Here is a 19,226-nt window from a genome sequence, read left to right on the forward strand (position 1 = left end):
TCAGTCAAATTTAAATAATAGTATGCTATGAAAATTGATTTACAAGATACATTTACATCAGAATTACCTGCCGACCCTAATTTAGAAAACACTAGAAGGCAAGTAGCGGAAGCTTGTTTTTCATATGCTACTCCTAAAAAGACAACAAAACCTGAACTTATTCACATTTCTAATGAAATGGCAGAACATTTGGGTTTTGATGCTACTACTATAAAAACACAAGAATTTTTAAATATTGTTACAGGTAATGCTATAATTGAAGACTCTAAACCCTATGCGATGTGTTACGGCGGACATCAATTTGGGAATTGGGCCGGTCAGTTAGGTGATGGCAGAGCCATTAACTTAGGTGAAATTGTACACAACAATAAACGTTGGGCGCTGCAATTAAAAGGTGCCGGAGAAACACCATATTCTAGAACTGCTGATGGTTTGGCCGTATTAAGATCATCAATTAGAGAGTATTTATTAAGTGAAGCTATGCAACATTTAGGTATACCAACAACAAGAGCTTTATCACTTTCATTAAGTGGCGATAAAGTTCTACGCGATGTTTTATATAACGGAAATCCGGAATATGAAAAAGGAGCTATTGTTGCCAGAGTTGCCCCGTCTTTTCTTCGTTTTGGTAATTTTGAAATTTTCAGTTCTCGACAAGATTATAAAACGCTTGAAACCTTAGTTAACTATACAATCAAACATTTTTATCCACATTTAGAACAGAATAGTAAAGATGGGTACATTCAATTTTTTAAAGAAGTTAGTGAACGTACTTTAAAAATGATTATTGAATGGCAACGCGTTGGTTTTGTTCATGGGGTTATGAATACAGATAACATGTCTATTTTAGGACTTACTATTGATTATGGCCCATATGGTTGGCTTGAAGGTTACGAACCTAGTTGGACACCAAACACTACGGATAGGCAACATAAAAGATACCGTTTTGAAAACCAACCCAATATTGGTTTATGGAATTTATACCAATTAGCTAATGCTTTATACCCATTAATTGAAGATGCAGAACCTTTTGAAGAAATTTTGGAGGACTATAAAATTAATTACGCTACTGGGTATTTAAAAATGATGAGAAATAAAATTGGGCTTATATCTCTAGATGATAATGACCCTGAATTACTGAGTTCACTAGAAGAAGCTTTGCAATTAACTGAAACTGATATGACCATATTTTTTAGAAATTTAGGGTCAATACATAAAGAAGATAGCATTTCTACTGCTATAGAAAAAATACATGATGCTTTTTATACTCCAGAAGATTTAAAAGAAGACATCTTAGAAAAATGGCAAGCATGGTTTGCTACTTATTTACAACGCTTACAACAAGAAATTATATCCGATTTAGAGAGAAAAACAAAAATGAACGCTGTAAATCCTAAATATGTTCTACGGAATTATATGGCACAGCTTGCAATTGATAAGGCTAATGAAAAAGATTATTCATTAATTGATACATTTTACCAACTACTAAAAAGCCCATATGATGAGCAAACAAATTACGAAGAGTGGTTCGCTAAAAGACCTGACTGGGCACGCAATAAAGTTGGCTGTTCAATGCTTTCATGTAGTTCTTAATATAAAAAATCCCATTCAAAAATGAATGGGATTTTTTATACTGTGCATGTAAATATCACAAAAGTGTATTAATTTTTAATACTCGCTAACTTTCCACTTTTTATAGAGTTACCTTTTAAATCTTCTAAAACATTTATTGCTTCTTCAACATAAACATCTTTAGCCAAACTTTGGTGCCAACGGTTACGTTTTTCTCTTAAAATTGAATCTTGTGTAAACAAGCTTTCCTCATATTTTAAAGATTCGAAAGTCAATTTAGAATCGTAGTCATTTAACTTTTTAAAGTATTTAGATTTTGCTAAACTTTTTTCTTCATCATCTTTATAATCATTGTAGTTTAATGAAACTTTAGTTTCATTCTGCTGCTCTTTCAACCACTTAGCATTTTCTTCTATTAATTTGATTTGAGGATTGCTAGCCATACGTTTTGTACTGTTTGCAATAGTAGTTTCGTAATCGATAGCGCCATCCCAAACTTTATAATCAGCAGGAGATATTTTATCCCAAGCTAAAGGGTTATGCTGGTCACGCTCCCCTAAATCAATATAGCTATACTTGTCCGGAACCACAACATCAGATTTTACACCTTCTAATTGCGTAGATCCACCATTAATTCTATAAAACTTTTGCGTAGTCAACTTAATAGCTCCTAGATCTCCTTGATCATTACTACGCACAATTCTATCTAACGGAATTACATTTTGTACTGTTCCTTTACCAAAAGTTTGCTTACTCCCTATCACTACTGCTCTTTTGTAATCTTGCATTGCAGCCGCCATAATTTCAGAAGCAGAAGCAGATAACTCGTTTACCAAAATAACTAAAGGTCCATCCCATTGTATACGATCATCAGTATCATCATGAACTTCTTTTTCATTATTGCTAGAACGCACCTGAACAATTGGTCCTTCTTTAATAAATAAACCTGCCATTTCGACAACAGTTTTTAAAGAACCTCCGCCATTATCACGTAAATCTAAAATAAGACCCTCTACACCTTCTTCTTTTAAACGCTCAACCTCTTTTGCCACATCAGAAGCTGCATTTCTTTCGCCTTCATAATCATCAAAACTTACGTAAAACTGAGGTAAATTGATAATCCCAAATTTTTGATTGTCTTTTATAACATTAGCAGACTTAGCAAAAGTTTCTTCTAATTCAACAACATCACGTGTAATAGAAATAACCTGAATAGAACCATCAACTTTTCTCATAGTCAAATCAACAATAGTACCCTTAGCACCTTTTATTAATTTTATAGCATCGTCTAAACGCATCCCTACAATACTCACAGGTGGTTCACCATCATGCTGACCAACTTTTAATATCTCGTCACCAACTTCAATTTGTTGATCTCTCCAAACAGGACCACCAGAAATAATTTCAACTATTTTAATACCTTCAGTACGTTTTTGTAATCTAGCACCAATACCTTCAAACTTACCAGACATTCTAGTGTCAAATTTTTCCTTTTCTTCTGGTGCAAAGTAAAATGTGTGCGGATCAAATTCTTCTACAATTGTATTGATATATTGTACGAACCAATCTTTACGATCTAAGTCATCTACAAAACTAAAAAACTCATCTAGAGTTTTACCAGTATCTTTACGAGCTTCTTCTTCTGCTTCTTTAGGAGATAACGATTTTTTATCATCTTCTCCTTCTTCACTTTTTGTTATTTTTGAATCGTAATTCCCTAAGGTAGCATATTTTAACTGTTTTCTCCAACGCTCTTTTAGTTCTTTTTTAGAGCTTACAAAAGATTGATTATCATAATCTATATCAATAATTTCTTCATCATTATAATCAAAAGGCTCAGAAAGTACATCTTTATATATTTCTTGAGCATCTTTCATACGAATTATTAATCTGCTATATACAAGATTGAAAAATGAAATATCCGTATTCTTAATTTGATCATCAATCTGATACTTATACTGTTCAAACTCTTTAATATCTCCTTCTAAGAAATAACGTTTTGTAGGATCTAACCCATCAATAAAATCTTCAAAGAGATTTACTGAAAAATCATCATTTATATCTTTAGGATGGTAATGGCCTTTTTCTAATACATAAGTAATCAGATCAAGCAAAAGCTTATCCTTATCATCATTTTCAAAAGACTTATTTGTAAAACTACATGACGCTACCGCAAAGAGCATCATTAAGAGAGCGTAGGCTAATTTATTTTTCATGTACTTATTTTTATTTTAGGTCTAAACAATTTCAATAAAATGTGCTAATACCTATATAATTCTCTAAGATACTGAAAAAACCATGCCACTATAAAAAGAGGCATAACAAAATTTTGTTAAACAGTTTATTCAGCAATTCTTTATGAAAAACGTATTTTTACAATATAAATTATCCAGAATGAAAAAACCTTTGATTTTAGTTACTAATGATGACGGTATTACCGCTCCAGGCTTACGTGCATTAGTCAGTTATATGAAAGAGATAGGTGAAGTAGTTGTTGTTGCACCTGATAGTCCTCAATCTGGCATGGGACATGCGATAACCATTGACAATACGCTGTATTCCAAAAAAGTTATGATTGACTTAGACGATGACAAAACACTTGAATATAGTTGTAGTGGAACACCTGCGGATTGTGTAAAACTTGGACTACAAGAAATACTGAAAAAAAAACCAGATATTGTAGTAAGCGGCATAAATCACGGCTCAAATTCATCTATAAATGTAATTTATTCTGGAACTATGAGCGCTGCTATTGAAGCTGGAATTGAGGGAATACCTGCTATAGGTTTTTCATTGTGCGATTTTAATTGGGAAGCTAATTTTGACCATGCAAAAGATGCAATTCAAACCATTGTAAAGGAAGCATTGACAAACGGAATTCCGCAAGGCGTAGTTTTAAATGTAAATATTCCTAAATTAGAAAAAGAGGCTATAAAAGGTATTAAAGTTTGCCGACAGGCAAAAGCCAACTGGAAAGAAAAGTTTGATAAGCGCACAAGCCCAATGGGCAAAGAATATTATTGGTTAACTGGTGAGTTTGAACTTTTAGATAAAGGTGAGGATACTGATGAGTGGGCGTTAGCAAATGATTATATATCCGTTGTGCCAACCAAATTTGACCTTACTGCACACCACGCCATTCAAAAAATTAATAACTGGGATTTATAATGAATAAAAAAGAAGTACTTATAGGTTTTATTATTGGACTTATAGCCAATACTACAGGAACATTGCTTTACATTATCATATTTTCTAAATTAAGTATTATTGAAACTTACAAAGTAGCAGTATCTGAGGGTCATGTTGGCAGTTTATTAGCCTTAGGAGCTATACTTAATTTAGCAGCATTTTTTGGGTTTTTAAAAATCAAACGTGATTTAAGAGCTAAAGGTGTATTAATTGCAACCTTAATGACAGCATTACTTATCATGTATTATAAAGTTTTTTAATCAAACCTGGCATACATCGTTCGTACTAATTGTGAATTAAAATAATGAAATATTACATAATTGCAGGTGAAGCTTCAGGTGATTTGCATGGCTCAAACCTAATTAAAGCGCTTAAAAAAAATGATCCACAAGCGGATATACGTTGTTGGGGTGGCGATTTAATGCGAAACGCTGGCGGCACACTAGCTAAGCACTACAAAGAGCTTGCTTTTATGGGCTTCTTAGAAGTGCTAACAAACATTAGTACTATTTTTAAAAACATTAGTTATTGCAAAGAAGACATTAAAGCTTATAATCCAGACTTATTAGTTTTTATAGATTATTCTGGTTTTAATTTACGTATAGCAAAATGGGCTAAAGCTGAAAACTTTAAAACAAGCTACTACATTGCTCCCCAAATATGGGCCTCAAGAGAAGGTAGAATCCAAAAAATAAAAAACACTATTGATGCAATGTATGTGACATTGCCTTTTGAAAAAAACTTTTACAAAAACAAACATAATTTTCCTGTAAACTTTGTGGGTCACCCCTTAATTGATGCTATTGATAATTACCCAAAAGTAGATATTGAAGGCTTTAAAAAGGAACATAACTTAAATCAAAACAAACCGATTATAGCTTTACTACCTGGCAGTAGGAAACAAGAAGTTGCAAAAATGCTTACTGTGATGTTATCAGTGGCTAAAAATTACACAGAATATCAATTTGTTATTGCCGGTGCTCCGAGTTTAGACTTAGAATTTTACACTCCATTTTTAAAACAATCTGGCGTTACACTTATAGCTAATAAAACATATGACTTACTACAAGTTTCACATGCCGCTTTAGTTACTAGTGGCACAGCAACTTTAGAAACTGCCTTATTTAAAGTACCACAAGTGGTTTGCTACAAAGGAAATTGGATTTCGTATCAAATTGCGAAACGCATAATTACTTTAAAATACATTTCACTTGTAAACCTTATTATGGATAAAGAGGTAGTTAAAGAATTGATACAAGATGATTTAAACAAAAATAATTTATCTATAGAGCTTGACAAGATTCTAAACCCAGAAAAAAGAGCTCTATTACTTAGCGAATATAATAAACTAGAGCAAAAGCTTGGTGGTAAAGGTGCTAGTGAAAATACTGCGACTTTAATGATTGATAGTTTAAAATAGTAACTTTCTTATTTTAACATATTTACCTTGCTCAAGAAAAATTCTGTAACAAATAATTTTTTAAATTTGAATTTAGATTCCCCAAATTCTATTTAATGACTCGCAAGTATATTTACATTCTCTCTTCATTTTTAATAATCAGCTGTGGATCTTCCAAAAAAAGGAAAAATTATCGTAGCAAAAATTACGAAAAGACAATTACAGTCAGTGGTGATAGCAATAAAGAGATTGATACTAAGCTACCTGAAATTAAATTAGAAAAATCAAGAAAAACTGACAATAAAGCTTCTGACATTATTAATGATGCTATTGCTTTTTCTGGAACAAAATATAAATACGGTGGTACTACAAAAAAAGGAATGGACTGTTCTGGTTTGCTCTATGTAGCATTTAATAATAACAATGTTTCATTACCTAGGGTCTCTTATGTTATGGCCGAAGAAGGCAAAAATATTAATCTTAAAAATGTTGCAGAAGGGGATTTACTTTTTTTTAAAACAAGTAGAAAATCTAGACGAATTAATCATGTAGGACTTGTTGTTTCCGTAAAAAAATCAGAAATTAAATTTATACATGCTACCACATCACGTGGTGTTATTGTATCTTCATTAAAAGAAGGGTACTGGAATAATGCTTTTGTAAAAGCTACTCGAGTGCTATAAATACTAATAAACCATGCAATTACTAAAATTTGTGCCTATAAAATTGACACTCTTTTTAGTTTTAGGTATTATTATTGGCTCGTATATTAATGTTAGTTTTATTCTTTCATCTTGTTTTGTTTTTACACTACTAATTATTTTAGGGTTTTTATACGAATCTAAAAAACCGCAACACAAATATATTTTTGGCTATAGTTCCATATTACTTACAACTTGCATTGGAGTATTCACAACTGCATTAAGCAAGCCTAAAAATCACATAAACCACTACTCAAACTACACCTCTGAAAATCCTCAAGAATTACATCTAAAAATTACCGAAGTACTTAAACCAAACCGCTATTCAAACAGGTATATTACTGAATTAATTTACGTTGAAGAAAAAGCAAGCTCAGGTGAAGTTTTACTTTCTGTATCAAAAGATTCAATAAATAATTATTTACATATTGATGATGAGATTATTGTTTATGAAAAATTATCGAATATAGGTAAACCTTTAAATCCTCATGAGTTTAATTACAAAACGTATTTGAATGAGTTGGGAATTGAAAAACAGTTATACTTAAAACCTCACAGCTTTATACCCATTCAAAACGAAAGAAAAACCATTTACGGAATAGCAGCATCTTGGAGAAATCATATAATTGAAAACTTAAGGGGTGAAAATTTTGGATCAGATGAATTAGGCATCATTCAAGCCTTACTGTTGGGGGAACGAAATGATATAGCCAAAGAAACTTATAATAATTACAAAAATGCTGGTGCCATTCACATTCTAGCAGTTTCTGGTTTACATATTGGTGTGTTACTTTTAATCCTTCAGTTTTTACTACAACCAATTACACGCCTTGCCTACGGAAGAAAAATAAAATTAATCTTAATTGTAATATTACTTTGGGCTTTTGCATTTTTAGCGGGTTTATCAGCATCTATAGTTAGAGCCGTAACAATGTTTTCGTTTTTGGCTTATGCAGACTACTTAAATAGACCAGCAAACAAGTTCAATATTTTAGCATTATCCATGTTTTTTATTCTACTGGTAAAACCTACATACTTATTTCAAGTCGGTTTTCAAATGAGCTATTTGGCAGTTTTTGCAATTTTATGGGTATATCCAATATTACAAAAGTTATGGTTCCCTAAAAATTATATTTTAAATAAACTTTGGCAATTGTTAAGTGTAAGTATTGCTGCACAATTAGGAGTGTTACCTATTAGTGTATTTTACTTCCATCAATTTCCTGGTTTATTTTTTATATCTAATTTATTAATTGTACCCTGCTTAGGATTTATCTTAGCTGGCGGTATTATCGTTATTCTACTTTCATTATTAAATATACTTCCAAATTTTATAGCCTATGGCTATAATGAGCTTATCAAATTCATGAACACAATTATTGAATGGATAGCCCAGCAAGAAGCTTTTATTTTTAAAAACATCTCTTTTGATAGTATTCAATTAATTTTAGCTTATATCATTATAGTTTCACTCATCTTAATTTTTATCAAAGCTACTTTTAAACGAATTGTAGTATTATTATCTACTATAATACTTTTTCAAATTTGGATAATTTACAATACTTACCAAGTAAAAAATAACGAATCTGTAACCATATTACACCAATCTAAAAACACTGCATTACTATATCAAAATGGAACTACAGCTACAATTTTCAGTAATAATCCGGATCGTTTACAAAACATAATTACTAATTACGATATTGGAGAGCGTATTGTTTCTATCAATACGGATTCGTTACAAAACAGTTATAAACTACATCATCGAAATTTATTTATAGTGGACAGTCTCGCTATATTAAATCCAAATACTAAAAACACAGAATATTTATTGCTAACACAATCACCTAATATTAATTTAGAAAGATGGATCGATTCTTTACAGCCTAATTTTGTAATAGCCGATGGGAGTAATTATAAATCTGATATTCAATTGTGGAGAAAAACATGCATAAAAAAGAAACTCCCTTTTCACTACACAGGTGAAAAGGGAGCTTTATATCTTAATAGTTTAAAAGATTAGCTAACTATTTTAACTTCACCATCTTCTGCACCATGAGTTAATCTTTTTAATGGTTTCAATAACGCGATTACCAAAATACCAATAATTGTCCACACAACAGCAATACCCGTAAACACTTCAAACTCTCCTAAATTTTGAGAAGCTTCACCTATAATACCTGCAATTTTATTTCCAAAACCAGTAGCCGCCCAATAAAGACCCATAATAATTGAGGCATATTTTAAAGGAGCTAGCTTTGTAATAAATGATAACGAAACAGGCGATGCACATAATTCACCAATAGTATGTAATAAATAAGCCAATATAATCCAATACATGGCAGATGAACCATTATTAGCATATTCAATTGATGCAGCACTCATAAAGCCAAAACCAAGTGCCATGATAATCATACCAACAGCAATCTTAAATAAAGAAGAAGATTCTTTACCTTTCTTCCTCCATTTTAACCAAAAACCACCAACTGCAGTAGCCAATGTGATAATGAAGAATGAATTTACCGATTGAAATACAGATGCTGGAATTTCGAACATACCAAAAAAGTTTCTATCTGTTTTTTGTTCTGCGTATAAATTCATCAATCCTCCTGCTTGTTCAAAAGCAGCCCAAAATAAAATGATTAATAAAAATGATATTAAAAGAACCTTAATTCTATCTTTTTCAATTGAAGTTAAAGGCTTATCTAAAATAGCTTTATCAACTTCATTTTTTCTAGAGATAAGATTACCAACATGAGTTAAATATTTTTGTCCCCATATATATACTGCTTGACCTAAAAACATTCCAATTGCCGCTAAACCAAAACCGTAGTGCCAGTTAATATTTTCACCTATATACCCACACAATATTGGTGCTAAAAAACCCCCGATATTAATACCCATATAAAATATGTAAAAACCTAAATCTCTTCTTTCATCTTTTGGCTTATACAAACCACCAACCATTGAACTAATGTTTGGTTTTAAGCAGCCAACACCTAAAATAATAAACAGACAACCTACGTAAAACGAAGCTACTGAATTAAATGCTAAAACTGCATGACCTATACACAGTAAAGCTCCACCAAGCATTACTGTTTTTTTCTGACCTAGTAATTTATCTGCAATCCAACCACCTGGTATTGATGATACATACACTAACATTGTATATGTTCCGTACATAGCCAAAGCCTCTTTATTTGTCCAACCAAAGCCGGGGTTTTTTGATGTAGTCTCAGACACTAAAAAAAGCACAAAAAGTGCGCGCATTCCATAATAAGAGAATCGTTCCCACATTTCTGTAAAAAACAAAACATATAACCCTACTGGATGACCAAATAATTCTTTCTCGTGGTCAAGCTTAACCGTATTATTCATATAATATTTATTAGTTGTATTCTTTTTAAATAGTTAACCTATAGGTTTTCTTTGATAAAATTGGTCATTTTAGTATATAAGTGAAGTCTTGTATTTCCACCATAAATACCATGATTTTTATCAGGATAAAGCGCCCAATCAAACGGTTTGTTTGCTTGCACTAAAGCTTCAACCATTCGCATGGTATTTTGCACATGTACATTATCATCACCTGTACCGTGAACTAATAAATACCTCCCTTTTAATAATTCTGGATAATTAAAAGGAGAATTTTCATCATAACCACTAGCATTCTCTTGTGGTGTTTGCATGTAACGTTCTGTATAAATTGTATCATAAAAACGCCATGAAGTTACTGGCGCAACAGCAATTGCCATTTCAAAAGTATCATTCCCTTTTAAAATACAGTTTGTGGACATAAAACCTCCGAAGCTCCAACCCCAAATACCAGTTCTATCTTCGTCAATGAACGGTAATTTGCTTAGTTCTTCTGCTACTGCAATTTGATCTTCAACTTCGTATTTCCCTAATTCTTTTTGAGTCACTTTTTTAAAGTCACGACCTTTAAAACCAGTTCCTCTACCATCAACACAAACCACAATATACCCTTCTGATGCCAACATTTGATACCAATAATCATTTGAAGCCATCCATTTATTCGCTACTTGTTGTGAACCTGGGCCACTATATTGAAACATGAATAATGGATATTTTTTTGAAGCATCAAAGTCTGATGGCTTAATCATCCACATATTTAAGTCGTTACCATTTATTGCTATTGTAGAAAACTCTTTAGGACTAATGTCATAGCTTTCTAATTTCTTAGTCAAAACACTATTATTTAAAATAGTTTTTACTTTTTCACCCGTTAAGGCTTTGTGTAAAGTATATTCTGGCGGTGTAGTTGCACTAGAAAATGTGTTTATAAAATACGTAAAGTTTGTACTGAAATCCGCACTATTCTGTCCTTCTTTTTTTGTTAGTAGTAGCTTATCATCGCCACCACTACTTATACTGTATATTGCTCTGTTAATTGAGCCATTTTCGGTAGATTGATAATATATTTTATCTTCATTTTGATCGTAACCATAATAGCTTGTTACTTCCCAATCACCTTTTGTAATCTGGTTCATTAAATCACCATCTTCATTATATAAATAAATATGATTGTAACCGTCTTTCTCGCTCGTCCAGATAAAACTATCATTTTCTAAAAAAGTCAAGTTATCTGTAACATCAACATAAGCCTTATCTTTTTCTTCTAATAATAGAGAGACCTTATTATTTTTAGCATTGACAGCATACAGTTTTAAATTATCTTGATGCCTATTTATAGTTTGAACACTTAACATGTTTTTATTATTCATCCACTTGATGCGTGGAATATAATAAGGACTGTTTATATCGATTTTTGATATTACTTTAGATTTTACATCTAGCATATGCAAAGTAACTATGGCATTATTCTCACCAGCTTTTGGATATTTAAAAACCTCTTGTGTTTGGTATAATCCTGTACCGTACATATCCATCGAAAATTCAGGAACCTCAGTTTCATCAAAACGTAAAAAAGCAATTTTACTTCCGTCAGAATTCCAGTCAAATGCACGAACAAAAGTAAACTCTTCTTCGTAAACCCAATCCGTAACCCCATTAATAATTTTGTTTTTAACACCATCTGTAGTAATCTGAGTTGTGGTGTTTTTTTCTAAATCTAATATGTAAATATTATTTTCAAAAACATAAGCAACCTTTTTGTTATCAGGTGATAAGGTTGGCTCTTGAATTTTATTTTCAGATATTTTTACAACTGATTTTGATTTCACATCATAGACATAATAAATACCTACTGATGATCTTCTAAAAATTGCTTCACTTTCTGTTGCTAATAGAACTTTACTTTCATCAGCACTAAACTCGTATGAAGTAAAAAATTGAATACCACTTAAATCTTTTGAGTTAACAACTGTACCAACTTTATTTAAAGTCTCATAATCATATGTATCAACACTTGTAGTTCTTGAGTTTCTGTCAAAATTTAATACTGTGTATTGTGTTCCGTTATTTAAGGACCGTAATACATCTAACCTTTCAGTATTAAATGCTCCTTCTTTCCATATTTCTTCTAAAGTGACTTGTTTTTTCTGTGCATTTATTACAATATTTGTACTGCAAATAAATAAAAATAGAAGTACTATTTTTTTCATGAAATGTTTCCGTTTTGTTTGGTAGCCCAAGTTTAATAATAATTTCACATAAAAATAAACATTTAACAATAAATATAACAAACACGAGGCTTTACTTATGACTAAAGTTTCTCATCAAATAAATATTTGGTAATTACTATCTTTGAACTCAGAAACCAGACAATTTATGATTACTCCTATAGAAGGATTTTCCAAACTTACTAAAAATCAAAAAATAGCTTGGATAGCGGAAAACTACACTCAAAATAGTGATGAAGCCATTAAAATTTTAAAGCGCTATTGGAATGCCGACTCTGATTTACAAAAATTACATGATGAGTTTATTGAAAACACTGTAAGTAACTACTATTTACCTCTAGGTATTGCTCCTAATTTTTTAATAAATGACAAGCTTTACGCCATTCCTATGGCTATTGAAGAAAGTTCCGTAGTAGCCGCAGCAAGTAAAGCCGCAAAATTTTGGCTTAAAAGAGGTGGATTTAAAACTTCAATTATTGGTACTGAAAAAGTAGGACAAGTACATTTTATGTACACTGGAGACTTTACCAAGTTAAATGAGTTTTTTACGGGCCTTGAATCTGTTTTAAAAAATGATGCAAGCGACATTACCAAAAACATGAAAAAAAGAGGTGGTGGCATAACCGCTATAACCTTAAAAGATAAAACCGAAGACTTAAAAGATTACTACCAGTTACATTGCACTTTTGAAACTTTAGATGCAATGGGTGCGAATTTTATAAATACTTGCTTAGAGCAGTTTGCTCAAACTCTTAAAAGAGAGTTTACAAACAGTTTACTTTTTTCAAATTCATATGAAGAATTAGAAATTGTGATGAGCATTTTAAGTAATTATGTACCAAATTGTATTGTAAAAGCTGAAGTTTCTTGTCCTGTAGAAGAACTTAATGACGATAAGAATATTTCTCCAGAAGATTTTGCTCAGAAAATGATTAGGGCCATTGCTATCGCTAAAGCGGAACCTTACCGAGCTGTAACACATAACAAAGGTATAATGAACGGTATTGATGCTGTGGTTTTAGCTACTGGTAACGACTTTAGAGCTATAGAGGCTGGTGTTCATGCCTATGCTGCCAAAGATGGACAATATAGTAGTTTAACACATGCAACTGTAGAAAACAATATTTTTAAATTCTGGATTGAAATTCCTCTTGCTTTGGGAACTGTTGGTGGTTTAACTTCATTACATCCTTTAGTAAAATTAGCCTTAGAAATACTTCAAAAACCTTCAGCTAAAGAATTAATGCAAATAGTTGCCGTTGCCGGTTTAGCTCAGAATTTTGGTGCTGTGCGTTCTTTAGTTACCACTGGAATACAAAAAGGACATATGAAAATGCACCTGATGAATATTTTAAATCAACTAGGAGCTAGTGAAGAACAAAAAGTAACATTGGTTGAGCATTTTAAAACAAATACTATTACACATAGCGCTGTTATCGAAGCCTATAACAAACTTTAAAAGTAATGACTAACAACTTTTATAGTAACGGCAAATTATTAATTACTGGAGAATATGGGGTTCTTGATGGAGCTCTTAGTCTTGCTATACCTAGTAAATACGGACAAGCATTACATATTAGCTCAAACGAAAGTGATAATTTAACATGGAAAAGTTATACCAACAAGAATGAGGTTTGGTTTGAAGGAGTTTTTGAATTAGAGACTTTACAAGAATTAAGTTCATCGGACAATGATACAGCTACAGCATTATCAAAAATGCTTAATGAAGCTCGAGCATTAAATCCTAAATTTTTATCTGACTACAAAGGGATAAATGCAACAACAACTCTAGATTTTCCTAGAGATTGGGGACTGGGCTCTTCTTCTACTTTATTAAATAATATTGCAGAATGGGCAAATGTAAATCCATACACTTTACTCTGGAATTCTTTTTCTGGAAGTGGCTATGATATTGCATGTGCAAAACACGATACACCCATTATTTATTCAGTAAAAAATAAAAAACCGAAAGTTCAAGAGGTAGTTTTTAATCCAACTTTTAAAGAAGCTATCTATTTTATTCATTTGAATAAAAAACAAAATAGTCGTGAAGGTATTGCTACATATAGAAAGGCTGATTTTGATAAAAATCAGTTCACAAGTGAATTATCAGAGTTAACGCAACAATTTATAGCTTGTAAAGATGTTGAAACTTTTAAAAATCTAATTATTAATCACGAAGCTTTAGTAGCATCAATAACTAAACAAACACCTGTAAAAGAACTTTTATTTTCTGATTATGATGGTGCCGTAAAAAGTTTAGGCGCATGGGGTGGCGATTTTATAATGGCAGTTGGCAATACGAACACACCAGATTACTTTAGAAATAAGGGATATAACACTATTTTAAGTTATAATGATATGTTGCTTTAAACAAAAAACTAAAGCATAAAAAAAAGCCTCTTTTTTATCAAAAAGAGGCTTTTTTTATAAAGTATATTGTCCTATTTATTAGTAGAACATTGATCTATTATCTTCAATTTCAGAACCTTCTTTTAAAGCTTGGTATACTGAAGAACTTACTCTGTTTGCTTTAGACTTCTTTAAAGTATTTGCAAAAGTACTATAATTGTCAAGTTTAGTAGCATCAGTTTTCTTAGTAACACTAACCATAAAAACACCTGTTTCACCTTCAATAAGACCTGAATTTTTACCTTCACCTAAAGCATAAGCTGTAGCAACAACTGCAAGTTCTCTACCTGCACCAGGAATTGTTGGTGATTTAACTGTCAATGCACTAGCAGTTGCTTCACGAGAATTATTGCTTGTTGCAAAAGCATCCATTGATTTACCTTTATTTGCACTAATAATTTGTGCTGCTTTTTTCTTTTTACGTAAAATTGGTAACACTTGTGCAGAAGCATCTTCAGCACTCATTAAGCCTTTTTCGTAAGCTGCAGTCAATTGAACTACCGCGTAACCATCATTTAAATCAAAACGCTTGATATCACCTATTTCAGATTCAGAATTAAATGCCCATTGTACGATTGCACGTTGCGCTCCTAAACCTGGTAGATTTTCATCCATTGCTTTTACCTTATTAACAGGTCTAACTACATAGTTACTAGTTTTAGCAATATCAGTATATGATGATTTACCGTCAAGTGTTTCCATTTCAAATTTAGTAGCATCTTGGAACAACATATCAATTGTTTCTTCAGAAGCTTCAATTTCTCTAACTAAGTTTGCGACTTGATAAATATCTTGCTTCTCTATAATTTTCACAATATGAAAACCAAAATCAGTCTCAACCATTCCTACAGTACCAACTTTATTACCAAAAGCGAAGTCGTTAAATTTAGGAACCATAGTTCCTTCTTGGAAAAAACCTAAATCTCCACCTCTTGGTGCAGAAGGTCCATCAGAATTTTCTCTTGCTAAATCAGCAAATACTGCATCTGACTTTTTAGCGTCAGCTAAAACCTCTTTTGCTTTTTCTTCAGCTTCTTCTTTTGTTCTTGTAATATCAGCACTTGCACTTTGAGCACCTGCGTAAGAAACAAGAATATGACTAGCTTTTACATTACCTCCAGATTTTTTACCTGTAAGTTTAGACACTTTGTAAAAATTACCATCACGGTATGGACCGTAAATACCACCAATATTTAAAGAAGTAATTGTATCTGCAAATTTTGCAGGTAAAGCACTTTTTGGTTTATAGATAGTATCAAACTTAACATCTGAATTTAGATCTAAAAATGCAATATTATCACTTGTATTAGCAAAACCTTTAATTATATCTGTTTTGTTTGTTGTAGCATTAAACTCTTCTTTGTCATTTAATAAAGCAACAACACTTTCTTTTACAGAATTCTCATCATTTAAAGAAGGTTTTTCTTCGAAATAAACAAATTGAATATCTCTACTATCTTCTTGCTCAAATTCATCTTGATGTTGTTTAACATAATCAGAAATCTCACTTTTACTTACTGATACAGTACTATCAGGAATAGAAGTATAAGGTACTCTTACGTATTTAATATCAATTTTATCATTAGCTAACTTATAATCTAGCTCACCCTCTTTTAACGTTGTACTAATACCAGATTTTATCAGGTTATTATAAATTTGCTCTTTAGCTGCAAAAATAATAGTTTTTTCAGTCTGTAACCACTGTTGGTAACCTGCTGGGTTGTTATCTCTTAAATCGGCAACAAACTCGATAAATTTATTTTCATCAAAAACACCATTTTCATTTAAGAATTGTGGCAACTGAGAATAGCTAGGATTCGTTCTTAAAAAATCAACTATTTGGTCTTGCTCAACAGAAATGCCTAATTTATCAAATTGTTCTTCTAGAATTGAATTTCTAACTTCTTGCTCGTAAACATTATTTACAATTTGCATAGCAGAAGCATTTGCGCCATATTGTTGTGTAGCAGCATCTACCTTACCTCTAAATCCGTCAATAGAAATTTCTTTACCATTAACTTCAGCAACAGCTGAACCTACTTTAGCTCCAGAAAATGCATTTGCACTAAATATACCAGATATTACGAATGCAAATAGCGCCAAACCAATAATTAAAATCAATATGGTTGTTTTCTTTCTAATTTTATCTAAAATTGCCATTATTTTTTTACTATTTTATATCAGGCGACGAAAATACCATTTTTCTTTTAAATACTAAAAAGAAAAAATATAATAATTCGGTTGCCAAAAGTTACTCTTTTTCAAGTACTTCAAGGGATACCAAATCAATTTTGGTGTTTGAAACCTCAATAATTGTAAATAAGAAGTTTTGAATTTGTATTTGAGAATTCTGCTCAGGAATTTCAGTAGTTTCATGAACAATTAAACCTCCTAAAGTTCCGTATTCATCACTTTCTGGTAGCTCTAATTTGTAATTCTCATTTAAATGATCAACTTCAAGTCGTGCAGAAAACTTATATATCTTTTCACTTATTTGTTCCTCAATTAAGTCAGTAGTATCATGCTCATCTTCAATTTCACCAACCAACTCTTCAACAATATCTTCAACAGTCATAATACCAGAAGTACCACCGTACTCATCTAAAACAACAGCAATACTTTTTCTTTTTTTTGTAAGACTCCCTAAGATATCATTTATAAGCATTGTTTCTGGCACAAACTCTACTGGCATTAAAATACTGTTGATGGTTTTGGGTTTTTTAAATAGTTCATAAGAATGCACATACCCAATTATATCATCAATAGTTTCTTTGTAAATCAAAATTTTAGAATAACCTGTTTCTGAAAACCTTTTGGTTAAATTCTTAGGATTTTCTTGAATTTCTACAGCTTCAATTTCTGTTCTTGGCACCATTACATCACGCGCTTTTACTGCAGAAAATTCTAAAGCATTCTGAAAAATTTGAATTTCAGAATCTATTTCATCTTCTTCTTCAACAGTTTCCATTTGCTCTGTAATGTAATCACCTAACTCTATTTTACTGAAGGCCAATTGCACTTCATCACCATCAGTTTTAAAAAAAACTTTAAGAATTACATCAGATATTTTTATTACAAATTCCGATATAAACGAGAATAAAATATAGAATATATACGCAGGAAATGCTAATACTTTTAAAAGTACATTGGAGTATATTTGAAACAATACTTTAGGTAAAAATTCCGCTGTAAGCAAAATTACTAACGTAGATATAACTGTCTGACTTAACAGGTTAAAGTCAACCAAAAGATACTTTACAATTTGATTCTCTGAAAATTGAAAAGCAGAAAACCAATCCATTAATAAATCACCCATGTATAAACCATACACAACTAAGGCGATATTATTGCCAATTAACATTGTGGCAATAAATTTAGAGGGTTTTTTTGTTAGCCTAGTTAGTATTTTAGCTAAAAAACCATCTTGTTTTTTTTCAATTTCTATATGAATTTTATTCGCAGATATAAATGCTATTTCCATTCCTGAAAAAAAAGCAGATAATAACAAACTACAAACAATGATTACTATAGAAGTTCCCAATTAATCTTTATTATTTTGTTGACGTTTTTCAAATTTTCGTCTGTATGTTCTTCTAAATGCATACATAGCCAATGACATCACAGTAAAACCCATAAAGAGATAAGCCATTTGACGGTTAATATTCCAATCTACAAAAACGCGATAGATTGCAATTACAGCTACTATTAAATATAAATATTCGGTATACTTTAATATCTTAGTCATCTAATTTATCATTAATTATTTTATAACCATCTCCTGTTTTATGAGCATTTAATATGGTAAAATCTCTATTAAAGTCCATTCCCTTACCATAAATTAAAGTCCCATCAATATCATCAGAAAATTTAAATTTTTCTTGGGTAAATATCCACTGCGTTGCCTGATCATAATACAATTGGGTAGTTTCCAAAGTTTTACCGTCTTGCATTTCTATAACCACATTGCCCTGCAAATCTATAAGATTTGTGCCAGAATATATAATGCCATAATCTGCCAAAATTATGCTTTTATTTCCTTCTTTATCAAAAAATTCAACTTTTAATCCTTTTGGAAAAGTTCTATATGGAAATTCCAGGTTTTCATAATCTTCACTAACCGCACCAGTTAAAATAGCAATTTTTTTTGAATCGCCAGTTGAAGTACTCCGTAATGGATCAAGTGTTTCAGTATACACCAATTTATAATCTTCGGCAATACCTTGTGGGTATAAATTTTTCTTCGCATCAGCACCTACTCGTTTGTAATCGCTAGAACAAGCAAAAAAAAGCATCGTCATAGTACATACTACGACAATGCTTTTTATGTTATATAAAGATTTTTTAGTCATC

At 31.4% G+C, this 19,226-nt stretch carries 15 protein-coding genes; 8 read left to right on the forward strand and 7 right to left on the reverse strand.

All coding sequences use genetic code 11. The features are described 5' to 3' along the window. The first annotated feature begins 27 nt into the window (after nt 1-27). Nucleotides 28-1,593: a protein adenylyltransferase SelO gene (locus KO500_RS03405; RefSeq protein WP_215955095.1), complete on the forward strand. Its 1,566-nt coding sequence runs from the start codon at nt 28-30 to the stop codon at nt 1,591-1,593. Nucleotides 1,594-1,661: 68 nt separating this feature from the next. Here the strand turns inward: KO500_RS03405 and KO500_RS03410 are convergent, their stop codons facing one another. Then, complete coding sequence (locus KO500_RS03410; protein WP_215955096.1) at nt 1,662-3,788, reverse strand: carboxy terminal-processing peptidase; 2,127 nt, start codon at nt 3,786-3,788, stop codon at nt 1,662-1,664. Nucleotides 3,789-3,966: 178 nt separating this feature from the next. On the opposite strand from KO500_RS03410, the gene surE reads away from it, so the two are divergent. The 5 genes from surE to KO500_RS03435 all read left to right on the forward strand — a co-directional run bounded on the left by surE (nt 3,967) and on the right by KO500_RS03435 (nt 8,884). After that, nucleotides 3,967-4,740 (forward strand): 5'/3'-nucleotidase SurE, encoded by a 774-nt coding sequence (surE, locus tag KO500_RS03415; RefSeq protein ID WP_215955097.1) that lies wholly within the window; start codon nt 3,967-3,969, stop codon nt 4,738-4,740. Then, entirely contained in the window at nt 4,740-5,021 is a 282-nt protein-coding gene (locus tag KO500_RS03420; RefSeq protein ID WP_215955098.1) for a hypothetical protein, read from the forward strand. The genes surE and KO500_RS03420 overlap by 1 nt, the downstream gene beginning before the upstream one ends. Nucleotides 5,022-5,065: 44 nt before the next feature. After that, nucleotides 5,066-6,181: a lipid-A-disaccharide synthase gene (gene lpxB, locus KO500_RS03425; RefSeq protein WP_215955099.1), complete on the forward strand. Its 1,116-nt coding sequence runs from the start codon at nt 5,066-5,068 to the stop codon at nt 6,179-6,181. A gap of 95 nt (nt 6,182-6,276) precedes the next feature. Beyond that, nucleotides 6,277-6,843, forward strand: a complete 567-nt coding sequence (locus KO500_RS03430) for a C40 family peptidase (RefSeq protein ID WP_215955100.1) — start codon at nt 6,277-6,279, stop codon at nt 6,841-6,843. 13 nt (nt 6,844-6,856) lie between these two features. Continuing rightward, nucleotides 6,857-8,884: a ComEC/Rec2 family competence protein gene (locus tag KO500_RS03435; protein WP_215955101.1), complete on the forward strand. Its 2,028-nt coding sequence runs from the start codon at nt 6,857-6,859 to the stop codon at nt 8,882-8,884. Here KO500_RS03435 and KO500_RS03440 read toward each other — a convergent pair. Together KO500_RS03440 and KO500_RS03445 are read right to left on the reverse strand one after the other, a co-directional pair. After that, nucleotides 8,881-10,239, reverse strand: a complete 1,359-nt coding sequence (locus tag KO500_RS03440; protein WP_215955102.1) for a peptide MFS transporter — start codon at nt 10,237-10,239, stop codon at nt 8,881-8,883. The genes KO500_RS03435 and KO500_RS03440 overlap by 4 nt on opposite strands. A 38-nt stretch (nt 10,240-10,277) precedes the next feature. Beyond that, a complete protein-coding gene (locus KO500_RS03445; protein WP_215955103.1) occupies nt 10,278-12,446 on the reverse strand; it encodes a S9 family peptidase in 2,169 nt (722 codons plus the stop codon). 142 nt (nt 12,447-12,588) lie between these two features. Between KO500_RS03445 and KO500_RS03450 the strand changes: the two genes are divergently transcribed. Together KO500_RS03450 and KO500_RS03455 are read left to right on the forward strand one after the other, a co-directional pair. After that, on the forward strand, nt 12,589-13,923 hold the full coding sequence (locus tag KO500_RS03450; protein ID WP_289847640.1) for a hydroxymethylglutaryl-CoA reductase, degradative: 1,335 nt from the start codon (nt 12,589-12,591) through the stop codon (nt 13,921-13,923). 5 nt (nt 13,924-13,928) lie between these two features. Continuing rightward, nucleotides 13,929-14,837: a GYDIA family GHMP kinase gene (locus KO500_RS03455; RefSeq protein ID WP_215955105.1), complete on the forward strand. Its 909-nt coding sequence runs from the start codon at nt 13,929-13,931 to the stop codon at nt 14,835-14,837. 78 nt (nt 14,838-14,915) lie between these two features. Here KO500_RS03455 and KO500_RS03460 read toward each other — a convergent pair whose 3' ends face one another. The 4 genes from KO500_RS03460 to lptC all read right to left on the reverse strand — a co-directional run bounded on the left by KO500_RS03460 (nt 14,916) and on the right by lptC (nt 19,225). Beyond that, entirely contained in the window at nt 14,916-17,036 is a 2,121-nt protein-coding gene (locus tag KO500_RS03460) for a peptidylprolyl isomerase (RefSeq protein WP_215955106.1), read from the reverse strand. Between the two features lie 91 nt (nt 17,037-17,127). Next, a complete protein-coding gene (locus KO500_RS03465) occupies nt 17,128-18,417 on the reverse strand; it encodes a hemolysin family protein (RefSeq protein ID WP_215955107.1) in 1,290 nt (429 codons plus the stop codon). After that, nucleotides 18,418-18,621: a hypothetical protein gene (locus KO500_RS03470; protein WP_215955108.1), complete on the reverse strand. Its 204-nt coding sequence runs from the start codon at nt 18,619-18,621 to the stop codon at nt 18,418-18,420. It abuts the gene before it with no gap. Further along, the gene (gene lptC, locus KO500_RS03475) at nt 18,614-19,225 is read right to left on the reverse strand and encodes an LPS export ABC transporter periplasmic protein LptC (protein WP_215955109.1); all 612 of its coding nucleotides are present in this window, start codon (nt 19,223-19,225) and stop codon (nt 18,614-18,616) included. The genes KO500_RS03470 and lptC overlap by 8 nt, the downstream gene beginning before the upstream one ends. Nucleotide 19,226: the final 1 nt, after the last annotated feature.

The sequence above is a fragment of the Cellulophaga baltica genome, assembly GCF_018861125.1.
Taxonomy (GTDB): Bacteria; Bacteroidota; Bacteroidia; order Flavobacteriales; family Flavobacteriaceae; genus Cellulophaga; species Cellulophaga baltica_A.

Bases quoted from the DNA above. Each gene is read 5' to 3' on its own strand.
- KO500_RS03405 (WP_215955095.1), top strand. From the start codon at position 28: ATGAAAATTGATTTACAAGATACATTTACATCAGAATTACCTGCCGAC.
- KO500_RS03410 (WP_215955096.1), bottom strand. From the start codon at position 3,788: ATGAAAAATAAATTAGCCTACGCTCTCTTAATGATGCTCTTTGCGGTA.
- surE (WP_215955097.1), top strand. From the start codon at position 3,967: ATGAAAAAACCTTTGATTTTAGTTACTAATGATGACGGTATTACCGCT.
- KO500_RS03420 (WP_215955098.1), top strand. From the start codon at position 4,740: ATGAATAAAAAAGAAGTACTTATAGGTTTTATTATTGGACTTATAGCC.
- lpxB (WP_215955099.1), top strand. From the start codon at position 5,066: ATGAAATATTACATAATTGCAGGTGAAGCTTCAGGTGATTTGCATGGC.
- KO500_RS03430 (WP_215955100.1), top strand. From the start codon at position 6,277: ATGACTCGCAAGTATATTTACATTCTCTCTTCATTTTTAATAATCAGC.
- KO500_RS03435 (WP_215955101.1), top strand. From the start codon at position 6,857: ATGCAATTACTAAAATTTGTGCCTATAAAATTGACACTCTTTTTAGTT.
- KO500_RS03440 (WP_215955102.1), bottom strand. From the start codon at position 10,239: ATGAATAATACGGTTAAGCTTGACCACGAGAAAGAATTATTTGGTCAT.
- KO500_RS03445 (WP_215955103.1), bottom strand. From the start codon at position 12,446: ATGAAAAAAATAGTACTTCTATTTTTATTTATTTGCAGTACAAATATT.
- KO500_RS03455 (WP_215955105.1), top strand. From the start codon at position 13,929: ATGACTAACAACTTTTATAGTAACGGCAAATTATTAATTACTGGAGAA.
- KO500_RS03460 (WP_215955106.1), bottom strand. From the start codon at position 17,036: ATGGCAATTTTAGATAAAATTAGAAAGAAAACAACCATATTGATTTTA.
- KO500_RS03470 (WP_215955108.1), bottom strand. From the start codon at position 18,621: ATGACTAAGATATTAAAGTATACCGAATATTTATATTTAATAGTAGCT.
- lptC (WP_215955109.1), bottom strand. From the start codon at position 19,225: ATGACTAAAAAATCTTTATATAACATAAAAAGCATTGTCGTAGTATGT.